Below are 14112 nucleotides of genomic sequence, written 5' to 3'. Positions count from 1 at the left end.
CTGTTGCTGTTGCTGTTGCTGTTGCTGTTGCTGTTGCTGTTGCTGTTGCTGTTGCTGTTGCTGTTGCTGTTGCTGTTGCTGTTTCAGCTTCTGTTCCACAACCGACAAGTTTTTCTTTGCAGCTTCAAAGTTGGGCTTTTCTTCAAGCAGTTTTTTATAAAGCTCTGCCGCTTCTTCTAATTGACCATTTTGCGCCAGAGAGTTGGCAAGGTTATAGCGGCCGTTAGGAGAGGCGTCATGAGAAAATGCTTCAATAGCGGCTTCGTAGTCACCTTTTTGGTAACTGGCGGCTCCTTTCCAGCTTGGGTTTGTAAATAGGTTTTGAGCTTGTTCATACTCACCTTGCTTGTAGAGTTCCGCTCCTCGTTGATCGGCATTTAAGAACGGATTTGCTTCGGCGTGTTGTGTCCAAGTCATCGGTATTGCTGTTGCCACAAGCATCCAAATCAGGCCGCGTCGAAACAGTAAAGCTGCAGGCAGAAGTAACAGCGGCAGCAACCAAAAGCCACCGTTTAAGCGAGAGTCAGTGCTCACTTCTTCACTCTTCTTGGCCGAAAGTTGACTGCCAACGTTGCTCGTAAAGGCCGAAATGTTCTCAACATCGCGATTGGTGTGCTGAATAGGAACAAAAATTCCACCTGTTTTCTTTGCTAGTATTTGCAAATTCTTCAGATTTGTTTTCGCTACGACTGTTGTGCCTTGTGCAGTTTTTAAAAGAGAACCATCGGGTAGGGCAATGGGAGCACCATTAGCGGTTCCTACTGCAAGAACAGAGATCCGAATGTTTTTACCTTCGACTAAATTCAACGCGCGAGACAGTTCTGACTCATCAAGGTCATCAGCTAACACGATGATGTCGCCTTGTTGCACACCTGCTTGAGAGAACTGGTTGAGCGCTAATTCAATTGCGGAAGGCAGGTTTGCCCCTTGAAAAGGCATTAGCTCTGGTGACAAATTCTCGATAATGCCGGCAAGCGTACTGGAATCAGTCGTCAGTGGACTTAAGTTATAGGCATCGCCAGCGTAAGCAATAAGACCTGTAGCCCCCTCTTTCCATTTAGGAAGTAAGTCCAGCGCCTTATAACGTGTTTGCGCGAGTCGATTAGGCTTGATGTCCGTAGCGAACATCGAGCGAGACATATCAAGCACTAAAATGCGGTTTTGGTTTAACTCAAAGCTTGGGCGAGCGTTGGATTGCCAGCTTGGTCCCGCTAGCGCAATGCAGGCAAGCGCCCAAGCTACGCCCCAGAGAATAAAATAGTGTTTGGACTGCGTGTTTTGTCCGAGCACTTTAGCTAGGTGAGGGGCAATCAGTGTCGATTTTTTTGCTCTAAATTTGTGATTGAGCAAGAGCGCAATAGGGATTGCGATAAGCCCCAAAAGCCAAGAAGGGTTAAGGAAAATAAACTCAGCCATGTTTTCTCCTCAGTAGGAATAACAATACCGACAGTACGAATGCAGCGCTTAATGGGTATGGGAACCATTCTGACTGCGGACGCCAAGTTTGCGTGTCGCTTGACACGGGCTCGAGCTGGTTGATCGTGTCGTAGATCTTTTCGAGCTGATCAGTATCTCGCGCCCGAAAATATTGTCCACCAGTCATCTTTGCCACTTTAGTTAGTGTTTGCTCATCCAAGTCGGCTGCGGTGTTAACCTTACGAGTCATGAAAAACTCTTTCACCATCATTTCACCAGCACCTACGCCTACGGTGTAAATGGTCGCTTTGTATTTTTTTGCGATTTCCGCTGCTTCGAGCGGTTCGAGCACACCGGCAGTATTGCTGCCGTCACTAAGCAAAATCATGACTCGTTGTGGAGCATCACTGTCTACAAAAGTTTTCGTGCCTAGACCAATACCATCACCAATGGCGGTTCGTTGACCAACCAAGCCGATGACGGTTTGATTAATCTGCTGCATGACGGTTTTACGGTCTGCAGTGAGTGGCGTTTGCAAATACGCGTGATCGCCAAACAAAACAACCCCGAGACGGTCGCCTTTTCGCTTTGCCACGAAATCAGACAGAACTTTTTTGACAGCGGTGAGGCGGTCGATGTATTCGCCGTTGAGCTCCATGTCTTCTTGCTGCATCGAGCCAGATAGGTCGACGACTAACATCAAGTCCCGATATTTGGGTTGGAACTCAACTGGATCACCAAACCAAACTGGACGCGCACAAGCAATGATAAGAAGAACCCAGATCGCCATTGATAGTGATTTTTGCAGGGCTTGCCTAGGCTTGCTGCCATTCTCATTAGTTGGTAAGTACGCCAATTTGATCTCGGCTTGTTGAGATTCTTGTGGCAGGAGCTTGTATACCAGCCAGGGGACAGGCAGCAAAAATAGTGCCCACCACCAGACAAATTCAATGTTTAGCCATTGGGCAAGATCGGTTATGAGTGTTTGCTCAGTCACGGTTATTTGCCTTTTTCTTTGGTGGCAAAGCGTGAGTTATCCAAAAGACACAATCATCGACCAAGCTTTGATGATTTTCTTGAGAGGATTTCTGATACAGCGCTTCTTGCCACTGATGTTGTTTGTCTACGAATCGAGTTTCTTTGGTATGGCTATCGAGAAATTCATACCAAGCGATTCCAGTTAATGGCGCGATTTCTTCACGCGGAAAGTAACTCAATGCCGCCTGACGCAATATTTCTAGAGCAGAGGAAGGGGTATGAGGTGTGACAGATTGAGTTAAAAGTTTTAAGGCTGCCTTTTGCGCGCGTAGGCGTTTTTTACGCCACTTCGTATAAAGATAAATGCTGAAAACGAAAAGTACGGTGGCCGCAAGCACTGCCCACCATCCCCAAGCGAGCGGAAACCAATCCGGAGCGTTTGGTAAAATCAGAGGTTCAAGGTCTAGGCTTTGGTTGTTTGTTGTCATTATTATTACTGCTTAATAAATGCTGCTTGTACAGTTTGTTAGCTTAATTGTGAAATCAAGGGCCAACCACTTGATAGCGTGTTAAATGGAATCGCCATCGAATGGCATTGCTGTTTAATGGTTTCTTGGTGTTGAGTAAAGTGTGTTTCGAGTTCCTTTCTTTGGCCCTTGGAGCCAAAGTTGAACCATTGACTACGTTGTCCATCCGAGGCTTTTACTTGACCTCTAAAGTTTGTTTCACCTCTTTCTAAAGGATCATAAAACTGAATAGCCCTCACACTGTTGTGCTGTTTTAGTCGACGTAACTGCGTCAACTCTGCTGCGCTTATGTGGGCAAAGTCGCTGAGCATAATCAGTTCGCTGCCCTTAGGTGTCAGTGTATGAAGTGTTTCTAACACCTGAGTATACTGCAGTGTACGAGCCTCGTTGTTGGCAGTACGAGCCACCTGCGCGTTATGTGTATCGACGATAGCATTAAGAATCCGCAGCCCCTGTTTTTGTAGAGAGGAAGGGCGAAACTCAAAACATTGATGTCCATCGTCAATCACCGCACCGATGCGATCCTTTTTAGCCAAAGTGAGCCAAATCAACACGCTGGCAAAGTGAGCCAATTGAACCGACTTCAGCATATACTTAGACCCAAAATGTAGGCTAGAACTCAGGTCAAGGTAAAGAATCACAGCTTGCTCTTTGTCTTCTGCAAATAACTTTGTGTGCGCTTTACCTGTACGAGCAGTTACCCGCCAATCAATACTGCGGATATCATCGCCAGGTTGGTATTGGCGTACTTCCATAAAATCCATGCCTCGCCCTTTTTGGCGGCTGGTATGGTTACCGCTCATTTGCGACCAGATACTTTGTGCTGGTGGCAACCAACGTACAGATTGAGTGCGGTATTGCAGCAGCTCTTCAAGGGTTAATGTCACCCCATTCGTATGAGGTGGCAATGGATGCGTTGTGGACATATCACTCCCTCGTCTTATGCACTGCCAACGAGGTTTAGCAGCTTATCAATGACTTGGTTTGCCGTAATGCCTTCCGCTTGAGCGTGGTAACTCAGTAATAAACGGTGGCGCAAAACCGGATAAGCCATGGTTTGAACATCTTCTGGGGACACAAAATCACGACCTGCAAGCCAAGCGTGCGCACGGGCACAACGATCCAGAGCGATGGTGGCACGTGGACTAACGCCCATTGACAACCACTTATCCAGCTCAGTGTCATATTCGCTGGCTCGACGTGTTGCCATAACTAAACGGACGATGTACTGCTCTATCGTTTCGGCCATATGAATATCCAACACTTCTTTACGCGCAGTGAATATATCTTGTTGGCTTAACATTGGGCGCTCGACGGTAGTTTCGCCTTTTGCTTCACCGCGGTTAATACGCAAGATAGATAGCTCATGTTCCGCATCTGGGTATTCCACTTCTAAATGTAATAAAAAGCGATCTAGCTGCGCTTCAGGTAGTGGATAAGTCCCTTCTTGTTCAATCGGGTTTTGAGTCGCCATGACCAAAAACAACTCTGGCAACGGGTAGGTATGACGACCTGCTGTTACTTGTTTCTCTGCCATTGCTTCAAGCATCGCCGCTTGTACTTTGGCCGGTGCACGGTTTATCTCATCCGCAAGAATAAGAGAATTGAAGATAGGACCAGATTGGAAAGTGAACTCTCCGGTTTCAGGGCGGAAGATATCAGTGCCGGTTAAATCGGCTGGCAGCAAGTCAGGGGTAAACTGAATTCGGTGGAAGTCGCCTTCAACACAATCTGAGAGCGATTTTACTGCACGGGTTTTTGCCAGCCCAGGAGGGCCCTCAACCAAAATATGTCCATCTGCTAAAAGGGCAACAAGCAGTTGTTTAACTAGATCTTGCTGACCAATGATCTGCGACTCTAGGTATTGCTGAAGAGTTTCGAAGTTAGATTTATGCATGCTTTGGACTCTCGATATCCATTTGATTTTTGTGTTGAGTATTGGTCATTTTCCAGATGGAAAAAGTTCCAATGCGCTTTCGCAATTTATCTTTTCAATATTGGGACTCTGCAGAGAATTGCAAGTACTTGCTATCACTGAAAGTTCTTATCTGACAGAGCGTTACATTTATTTTTCATAATATAGTGAGAAATGCCTCTAGTTTTGTATATGTGAGCCGATAAAGTTTCTGTGATGTGCGTGTCATGAGATATGCACCAGATTCCCCTTATGGGGCCAATAACAAGTGATTCTTTTAAAAGGTCCGAATATGTTGAAACTTCATTCCTTGAGCATCAAACAGAAGGTTGTACTTGGTATTACGTTTGCTGTTTTAGCATCAACAATTATCGTTGGTGTTATGGCTCAGCGTCATGCAAGAGATGTGTTGAGCCACCGTCTTATTGATATCGAACTACCTGCGATGCTGCAGCAAATCAATACAGAAATTGACCGCGAAGTTGTAGAGATGCAACAAGCCGCAAAACAGCTCGCAACAAACGAGTTTATTGTCGAAGCTGTATCTAATACAGACCGCGACCCGTCGGTAGAAGTTCAGTTAGTTCAGCAGCTCAATAACGTTAAATCCCAGTACGGACTTAATGATGCGTCGGTAGCCAATCGTCAAACGGCATATTACTGGAATCAAAACGGGTTCTTGCGTCAGCTTAATCGAACTCAAGATGCTTGGTTCTTTGGCTTTACGTCTTCTGGTCAAGAAACGTCAGTGAGCGTTTTCCAAGAGGCAAACGGCGAAGTAAAAATGTTTGCCAACTACCAAGACTTAAATGGTACATCAATGTCAGGTCTTTCAAAGTCGATGGACGACATGGTTGCGCTGCTCAATGGGTTTAAAATTGAAGATACGGGTTATGTGTTCCTCACTAACGAACTGGGTGAGATTCAAATACATCGTCAACAAGGTAAAAACCAAACTTCTATCACCAAGCTATTTGGTAGTGATGCGAGTGCACTGCTGAATAAAAACAGCTTCAATTTGATTAATGTGGACTTTGAAGGGCAGGACACGTTTGTTTCCAGTTTGTATGTTCCTTCAATGAATTGGTTTGTCATTGGTGTAGTTCCTGTCGATGAAGTCTTCGCGGACCTAAATGCTACTGCGCAAAAAATGCTGTTTACGACCATCATTGTCGCCGTTGTATTCATTCTGATGGGCGTATGGTTGGCAAATAGTATTACTAAACCAATTCGACTGATTGCCGATCGTTTTACCGACCTTGGGCAAGGTGAAGGCGACTTGGCGCAGCGCATTGAAATTCAGGGTAATGATGAAATTGCTCAGCTTTCAAAAGGCTTCAACGGATTTATTGAGAAGATCCACGCCACAATGAAAGAAGTTGCTTTAACCAGTGGCTCATTAAGTCAAGCCGCAGAAAGTGTTTCGACGAAAGCAACATCCACACATGACAACAGCCAAGAGCAACGTGATCAAACCATTCAAGTTGTTGCGGCGATTAACCAGATGGGTGCGACCATCAGCGAAATTGCATCGAACGCGGCTACTGCTGCCGATACGGCAAATCAGGCTTCTGATAATACTCAAACGGGTCGTGAAGTGGTTATGAAAGCCAAAGAGGTGATTAGCCGCCTAGCTGATGACGTAGAAACGACCAATATTGTCGTCACGCAGCTGGCATCGACAACTAAAGATATTGGCTCGATTCTGGGCGTAATTCGTGACATATCAGAACAAACCAACTTGCTCGCGTTGAATGCCGCGATTGAGGCTGCACGCGCTGGAGAGCAAGGTCGTGGTTTTGCGGTGGTTGCTGACGAGGTAAGAAACCTAGCGTCACGCACGGCTGATTCAACAGAAGAGATCCAACGGATGATCAACCAACTTCAAAGTGACGCACAAGATGCGGTAAGTGCGATGGAAGCGGGTAAAGCGGTCACTATTGAAGGGGTCGCTTCAACCGATGAAGCAGTGGAAGTGTTAGTCAATATTTCTGAGCGAATTACAGACATCTCTGATCGTAATACGCAAGTTGCGACGGCGACGGAAGAGCAATCCACTGTGGTGCATACCATTAACCAAAACATTGAAGAAATCAACGCGATCAATGAAATGACAACGGCAACGGCAGAAGAACTGGCGGATGCAAGTCGTGATCTTCAAGCGCTCTCTTCACGTCTGGACAAGATGGTTGGTAGCTTCAAGCTATAGAGTTGGATAGAATAGCCGAAGTTTAAAAGTTCACTAACTAAATTTAGGTAAGTACTATGAATGACTTCGAAAAAGAACTAGAGCAGATTTCTCAGGAAGCCGCTCAGGAGCCAGAAGTAAAACTGCCGTCGCTAGAAGAGCAAAAAGCGATCGTCGCTGAGCTAAAAAAGCTGGAAGCAGAAGGTAAGTTGACGGCAGAAGTGTTAGAGCAACACTTTGGTAAATTTAACCAAAAAAACTCTGTTCCAGTTCACTAAGCTAGGGTGAGGTTTCGGCTCTAACGGGTGCGACAAAATCACCAACTCAAATACAAAAAAGGGAGTGTATGCTCCCTTTTTTAATGCCTGAAAAATGCTAATACCTCTTACATACTTGCCACTTAAAAATTATTGACACTTCAACGAGTTATTAATTAGTACTAGTTATTTTCATACTTGACAATACTACTGCTCTATCTAAATCTATTGCGTATTTCAATAAAAGCGACCAAGGGAATGCGATCAGGATGGAGCAACAAAAAACAAGAAATGTCATTTTAATCACGGAGGGCAGTCTGCAGTCATCTCTGCTGAAAGATGTATTGGAGACCCAACTCGGTATTAGTGTTGCTCTAATCACACCAGACTCTCTTATTCACGGAGCGTTAGATTCGCCTTTAGCGTCGGCCATTATTGTTGATTGCAGCGTGATCACTGATGAAATATTTCGGTGTTATTCGGAGTTGAAAGAGTCGCAACAGAAAGATACGCTCGAAATCTTAATTAATTGTGATCAATCCATTTCGACTGAAGATCTTTTTGCTTGGCGTACTCTAGCAGGTATTTTCTATACCTCTGATGATATAAAAACGCTGCAAGTTGGGATTGGTAAGGTACTTCAGGGGGATATGTGGTTCAGCCGTAAGTTTTCTCAGCAATACATTACTCACCTTCGTCGCCACTGCAAACCTATAAATAAGAATGTTCCCGCTATTTTGACCAAACGAGAGCAACAAATAATTACCTTTCTCTCTATGGGGGCTTCCAATCAACAAATTGCTGAACAACTATTTGTGAGCGAGAATACGGTAAAGACTCATTTACACAATATTTTCAAGAAGATTGAAGTAAAAAATAGAGTCCAAGCACTTATTTGGGCGAAAGAAAATATTTCGGATAACTCGTTAACAGTGTAATGTCCTTGAAATATTGCGTTATTTAATTTAGTGAATTCTTAATCATTACTGTGACCTAAATGTGTTAAAAGTGTTTCTTTTATGAGAAACACTTTTTTTGATTCTCTTTTTAATAACTTTGGAATTTAAAAAAGTAGCAAATAACTTTACTCTGTGGACTAGCACTTACATATCACACTAAGTGCGGACGATTAACGACTAATTTAAGAATGTTAAGTCACTGAAAGTATGAGAAACATTATGGAACAGTATATGGAAAAGCCTGAAGTCCTAATGCTCACTCAACAAAGTTTACAGAGTGAAAACTTTAAGGAAATGCTTTCTAAAAATATAGAAACTAAAATAACGATCATAGATACTAAAAACCCTAGTTATCACGAACTCATTCCGGAACGCTACTTTTTGCTTGTTGATTTTTCAGTTGAGATTCCATCCGAAACTTTAGTTTATTTAAAAGATAGTAATAAAGTACTAGGAACCATAATGCTTAATTTAGGTTATGACTTAGACACAGAAGAACTCGCCTCATGGCCGCATGTAAAGGGTATATTCGGTCCGGGAGACTCCATGGACAAGGTGTGTCAGGGGTTAAAAGCAATAATAAAAGGAGATAATTGGCTGTCTCGAAGATTACTGGATCAGCTGGTTAATTATTATCGAGGAAAAGAAGCGAATAGCATTATTGAGCCTGCTATCGAGGTAGAGCTTACTCGGCGTGAAATTCAAGTTTTAAAAATGTTGAAAGAAGGAGGCTCAAATATGGAAATTGCTGATTCTTTATTTATCAGTGAGCATACTATTAAATCACATCTATACAATATTTTTAGAAAGTTAGAAGTAAAGAACCGTACGCAAGCAACAAGTTGGGCTAGGCGAAATCTGTAGTACTAGTATTAACTTACTGTAATAAAAAGAAAATACTCTATAAAGTACTAAGTTTTATATTTATTATTAAAATGTCAGTCTGAAATATCATCCCATATTCAAACTTATTCCTATTCGGTTGACTATTAGACTTCTCATGTCTGTTACAAATCTACTCAGACATAGAATAAAAGGTCTATTCAATTATTAAGACAAGAGGGAATAAAAATGAGCACAAGTGACAATGACACGTATCTAGGCGATGCAGGTGTAAATAACCAATTTGCTGATTTCGATGGCGGCGATGACTTGTTTATTGGTTTTGGTGGTAATGATTCGTTTGTTGGCGGTGGCGGTAACGATTATGTGATCGGTGGCGACGGTGATGATCGCCTAACTGGTGGTGCTGGTGATGACATCTTAAGGGCTGGTACAGGAAACGATTACCTCGGCGGTGGTACAGGTAATGATTTGCTTTTGGGTTTGTTGGGTGACAACAAACTAAATGGCGGCGTCGGTGAAGATATTCTTGTAGCTGGTTCTGGTGATAATGTTCTAGTTGGCGGCAGCAATGGCGATAAGTTTGTGTTCACGGATAAGTTTGGTGGCCATGGCGAAGCAAAAGTTGTGGATTTCACCATTGGTGAAGATTCTTTGCACATTATTAGCGACTCGGTCACAGACTTCGGTGATTTAAGCTTTAGCTATGATGCTGTAGGTAATGCCGTGTTTACCGATGGTGCTGATCTGACCGTGAAACTCATTGGCGTTACCGAAGCTGACATCAATACTTACGGTGCGGATTTATTTGCAATCTAAATGACTTAAATCACTCAGAATGGGATTTAGTTTGTGTGGCTCTGTCACGCTGAGGTGAACTAACTCGGTCATTCTAGAGTGTATTTGAGGCTGTCTTAAGTTAGGTGCTAGCTTTTGCTGGCGCCTACATTTTCAATTTAAACGGAAATAGTCGTGCAAAAAACGGTTTTCAAAGAAGTGAGACAAAAACTATGCACGCTTGCGGGCTTGCTAATCGCTTTTAGCCTTTTTATCAACTTACTAGTCCTCTCGATACCCTTGTACATGCTTCAAGTGTACAACCGAGTGATATCCTCCTATTCAACCGATACTCTACTCTTGCTCACTATTATCGTGATTGTCGCGTTACTAACTATGTCGATTATTGATATCGCTCGCGCGCAAATGAGTAAATCATTTGGTTATTGGATGGACACCAAACTGTCCACTTTTATGCTTAAGCGCAGCATTCAATACCAATCGCACACAGGGAAGAGTTACACCTCGCAAACGCTGCGAGACATTCAGAACATCAAAAGCTTTTTGAGCAGCCAAGCACCCTATCCACTATTGGATGCGCCTTGGACACCGCTGTTTATTTTGTTCGTATATTTATTGCACCCAGTATTGGGTCACATCGCGTTACTCGGGTCTATCGTATTGTTTAGTCTCGGGCTACTCAATGAGCTAATGACGCGTAAAACCATGCAAGAAAGTGAAGTTAGGGCGATCTCTCATATCAACAACGCCGAGCTAGCCACGCAAAATGCCAATTCAATTCTTGCGATGGGGATGATGAACGCGTTTTTAGAGAAATGGCAGTCGCGCGTGAATGAAGTCAATGTGCTCGAAGAGCGAGTGGCAGGTAAGTCCATTTACATGGCTAACTTTTCTAAGTTTGTACGTGGTTCACTACAGATCTTTTTGCTGGGGGGCGGAGCATGGTTAGTGATCCAACATGAGATTACTGCGGGAGCGATGATCGCGAGTTCCATTTTAATGAGTCGGGCACTCTCGCCGATGGAGCAGGCGATTGGTACATGGCGAAGTGCTATGTCTGCTAAAGGCGCGTATAAACGGCTAAAAGAAATCGACGCAATCGTGCGTCAAGATGAATCGAATATGCCACTGCCAAAGCCAAAAGGACACTATGAACTTACTGGACTTGCTTATCGCCATCCTGGCACAACAGAGCCTGTACTCTCATCGATCAGCTTATCTATTCCTCCCGGAGTCGCTGTCGGAGTTATTGGCCCTTCTGGTACTGGTAAATCGACGTTTGCTCGGTTGTTATTAGGTACGATCAAGCCATTAGCAGGTAAGGTTACGCTTGATGGTATGGAAGTGTCTACTTGGGCATCGGAAGATCGCGGCGCCCATTTTGGTTATCTCGCTCAAGAAGTAGAGTTGTTTCCTGGCACAATTCGGGAGAACATCGCGCGCTTCAAAGAAGAAGACCCCGCTAAAGTCATCAAGGCGGCGCAACTAGCAGGATGTCATGAATTAATACTCAAGAAAAACAAAGGCTATGATTTCGTTATTGGCGAAAATGGCCGTGGTTTATCTGGAGGAGAAAGGCAGAGAATCGCACTTGCAAGAGCCGTTTATGGCGATCCATCTATTGTGATTTTCGATGAAGCTAATGTCAACCTTGATGGTGAAGGAGAGGCTGCATATCAACGTTTGATTGCCCATTTAAAGGCGCAAGGCTCAACGATTATCGTCATTGCCCATAATCCGAGTACATTACGACAAATGGATAGATTGCTGTATTTGGCTGAAGGTCGAGTCAAATTATACGGTGCTAAAGATGAAGTATTAAAACGCTTGATGGGCGAAGAAAGAACAGATATTCCAAGGGTAAGAAATGAGCAATCAACTGCCAGCCGTTAATCAGCATCCGTCTGAAACCGTTTATCGTTTTAGTCCGCAAGCGAAACTAAGCTTTCGAAAACCAATTTTACTTGGTGTGGTGACGCTAAGTATTTTTCTTGGTGGCCTAGGCTACTGGGCTGCGACAGCGAAATTAGAGAGTGCTGCAATTGCTTATGGCGATTTGTCTGTTCTCACTAAGCGACAAGAAATTCAACATCTAGAAGGCGGCATTATTGAAAAGCTGTACGTGCAGGAGGGGGACTTAGTTGAAAAAGGTCAATTATTAATTCAACTCTCTAAGCGACAAGCTATGGCGAAGTTGGATTCATTAAGTGGTCAGTTTATTCATACTCTAGCGAAGGAAAACCGTCTAAGTGCTGAGCTAGATGAATTGCCAACGATCGTATGGTCTGATGATCTTGAAAGTATTCCTCGCGTCGATATCGTCCAAGAAGCTCAACTGGTTCAAAACAAGATCTTTGAAGCGAGAAAGCGATTCTTTGATAGTAAGCTGAGCATCATTGAGCAGAGTATTTCTGGGGCAAATTTGGAGCTGGAAAACCTCCAGCAAACCAAAGTAATTGAGAGAGAAAGACTCAATTTTATCGCCGAAGAAATTGACAGTAACCAAGCTCTAGTTCAAAAAGGCTTTTCGGGTAAATCCACCTTACTTCAACTCAAACGTCTTGCGGCGGAAGTGCGGAGTACCTTAAGTCAGTTAGACAGACAATCACTTACAGTAAGCAAAAGGTTGGATGAAAACCAAGCGCAAATTGAAGAGTTGAAGCTTGAAAGACTAAATGAGATTGTCGAGGAGCTACGAAACACCAAAAAGGAAATCGTCGCCATTCGTGAAGAGTATCGCTCAGCACAAGATATTGTAGCGAGAACAACCATCAATGCACCTATTGCAGGCCGTGTGGTCAACATGCAGGTGTTTACTGAAAAAGGTGTGATTGGTTCGGGTGAAACGCTATTGGAGTTGGTTCCTCAAGACGATAAGTTGTTAGTCGAGGCTCGCGTGAATCCCCAGGATATCGATTTAGTTAACCCAGGTCAGCAGGCGCATGTTCGTCTGACCGCTCTGAATGCTAGAACGTTGGCACCATTAGACGGTACGGTGTTAACGATTTCTGCGGATAAGCTTTCACAAGAAAACCAAGAGGATTTTTACCTCGCTAGAATTGCAATTTCGCAAGAAGATGTAGCCAAACACCGCTTAACTTCAGGAATGAACGCGGAAGTGCTTATTTTATCTGAACCGCGAACGCCTTTAAGTTATTTAATAAAGCCAATCACTGAAAGCATGAATCGCGCCTTTAGAGAGGAGTAATCTCAAAAGTACTTGAGTGAACACGGACAACTGACAAAATAATTTGTTATGGTTACCCGTTACTAGGCCGTATTTTAATTCTAAGGGAGCCGTGGAATGGAGAAAGTGCAGTTAGTCGTCGATTTTCTTCTCACTCATAAACTGATTTTTACCGCACTGATCTTTGTGATTATGTGGTTAATTCGTCGTACCATTTTATCGATGATTCGTGGTGACCATGCCTTTCTTTCTGAAGATCAGCGCAGCTGGATGTCCAGAACTAAGAACGGCACTTTTGCCGTTACATTACTGATTTTATTTATTTTATGGCAATCAGAAATAAACGAGTTTGCTCTAAGTGTCACGGCGATAGCGGTTGCCATTGTTGTGGCATCCAAAGAGATAATTTTGTGTTTTACAGGCTCGATTCAAAGAGCAAGCTCACGTTCTTTTCGTGTCGGTGACTGGATTGAGGTCGGTAAACTGTGCGGCGAAGTGATCGAGCACAATATGATGGCGACGGTGATTCAAGAGATCGACCTGCACCATGGGCAATATCACTACACCGGAAAAACCGCGACCTTACCCAATAGTATGTTTTTTACTTACCCAGTAAAGAACCTCAATTTTATGAAGCGCTACGTCTACCACAATTTTTCTATCGTGGTGAAAGACTTCGTTAATTTGTATCCTCTGTTACCAATCTTGACCGACAAGATTGAAGAGCATTGTAGCTACTTCAGTGATGTTGCGCATCGCTACAATGCGATGATTGAAAAACACGCGGGGGTCGATCTTCCCGGTGCAGAGCCACATATGCATATTTCTAGTAATATCAATGGTGAGCAGATTTTGCATGTTATGATTTTCTGCCCGACCGATAAAGCTAACCACTTGGAGCATTTGATTCGTAAAGACTTTATGGAACTTTATGAGCAGCGCTTTCCTGTGGTGAGTGAAAAATAGAGAAGTGTCGTACGCCAGTTAAAACAAACCCCGCTATCAAACATAGCGGGGTTTGTTTTTCTAACGGTATTTCCAGCT

13 protein-coding genes are annotated in these 14112 nt (G+C 43.7%); 8 read left to right on the top strand and 5 right to left on the bottom strand.

What is annotated here, in order from left to right; genetic code table 11:
• The 5 genes from ACWPOD_RS05870 to ACWPOD_RS05850 all read right to left on the bottom strand — a co-directional run.
• A partial coding sequence (locus ACWPOD_RS05870; RefSeq protein WP_456231657.1) for a VWA domain-containing protein occupies positions 1-1416 on the bottom strand: 1416 nt, incomplete at its 3' end.
• A complete protein-coding gene (locus ACWPOD_RS05865) occupies positions 1409-2413 on the bottom strand; it encodes a vWA domain-containing protein (protein WP_456231656.1) in 1005 nt (334 codons plus the stop codon). The genes ACWPOD_RS05865 and ACWPOD_RS05870, both read right to left, overlap by 8 nt.
• Entirely contained in the window at positions 2406-2882 is a 477-nt protein-coding gene (locus ACWPOD_RS05860) for a DUF4381 domain-containing protein (protein WP_047008481.1), read from the bottom strand. The genes ACWPOD_RS05865 and ACWPOD_RS05860 overlap by 8 nt, the downstream gene beginning before the upstream one ends.
• A 38-nt stretch (positions 2883-2920) precedes the next feature.
• Positions 2921-3847, bottom strand: coding sequence for a DUF58 domain-containing protein (locus ACWPOD_RS05855; RefSeq protein ID WP_301576458.1), 927 nt, complete (start codon positions 3845-3847; stop codon positions 2921-2923).
• Between the two features lie 14 nt (positions 3848-3861).
• The gene (locus ACWPOD_RS05850) at positions 3862-4818 is read right to left on the bottom strand and encodes an AAA family ATPase (RefSeq protein WP_005392397.1); all 957 of its coding nucleotides are present in this window, start codon (positions 4816-4818) and stop codon (positions 3862-3864) included.
• A 310-nt stretch (positions 4819-5128) separates the two neighbouring features.
• Here ACWPOD_RS05850 and ACWPOD_RS05845 point away from each other — a divergent pair, with 310 nt between their 5' ends.
• The 8 genes from ACWPOD_RS05845 to ACWPOD_RS05810 all read left to right on the top strand — a co-directional run bounded on the left by ACWPOD_RS05845 (position 5129) and on the right by ACWPOD_RS05810 (position 14034).
• A complete protein-coding gene (locus ACWPOD_RS05845; RefSeq protein WP_456231655.1) occupies positions 5129-7045 on the top strand; it encodes a methyl-accepting chemotaxis protein in 1917 nt (638 codons plus the stop codon).
• 56 nt (positions 7046-7101) lie between these two features.
• Positions 7102-7302: a restriction endonuclease subunit S domain-containing protein gene (locus ACWPOD_RS05840; RefSeq protein WP_047008479.1), complete on the top strand. Its 201-nt coding sequence runs from the start codon at positions 7102-7104 to the stop codon at positions 7300-7302.
• Positions 7303-7550: 248 nt separating this feature from the next.
• Positions 7551-8219, top strand: coding sequence for a LuxR C-terminal-related transcriptional regulator (locus tag ACWPOD_RS05835; RefSeq protein WP_456231654.1), 669 nt, complete (start codon positions 7551-7553; stop codon positions 8217-8219).
• A 228-nt stretch (positions 8220-8447) separates the two neighbouring features.
• Positions 8448-9104 (top strand): LuxR C-terminal-related transcriptional regulator, encoded by a 657-nt coding sequence (locus tag ACWPOD_RS05830; protein WP_080619247.1) that lies wholly within the window; start codon positions 8448-8450, stop codon positions 9102-9104.
• Between the two features lie 207 nt (positions 9105-9311).
• Positions 9312-9902 (top strand): calcium-binding protein, encoded by a 591-nt coding sequence (locus ACWPOD_RS05825; protein ID WP_048625357.1) that lies wholly within the window; start codon positions 9312-9314, stop codon positions 9900-9902.
• 153 nt (positions 9903-10055) lie between these two features.
• On the top strand, positions 10056-11774 hold the full coding sequence (locus tag ACWPOD_RS05820) for a type I secretion system permease/ATPase (protein WP_456231653.1): 1719 nt from the start codon (positions 10056-10058) through the stop codon (positions 11772-11774).
• Complete coding sequence (locus tag ACWPOD_RS05815) at positions 11749-13089, top strand: HlyD family type I secretion periplasmic adaptor subunit (RefSeq protein ID WP_005392416.1); 1341 nt, start codon at positions 11749-11751, stop codon at positions 13087-13089. The genes ACWPOD_RS05820 and ACWPOD_RS05815 overlap by 26 nt, the downstream gene beginning before the upstream one ends.
• Before the next feature lie 96 nt (positions 13090-13185).
• On the top strand, positions 13186-14034 hold the full coding sequence (locus tag ACWPOD_RS05810) for a mechanosensitive ion channel family protein (RefSeq protein WP_005392418.1): 849 nt from the start codon (positions 13186-13188) through the stop codon (positions 14032-14034).
• Positions 14035-14112 lie beyond the last annotated feature (78 nt).

Source organism: Vibrio sp. JZG120, assembly GCF_053890955.1.
The sequence above is the reverse complement of the archived record's forward strand: the minus strand, read 5'-3'. Positions and strand labels throughout refer to the sequence as shown.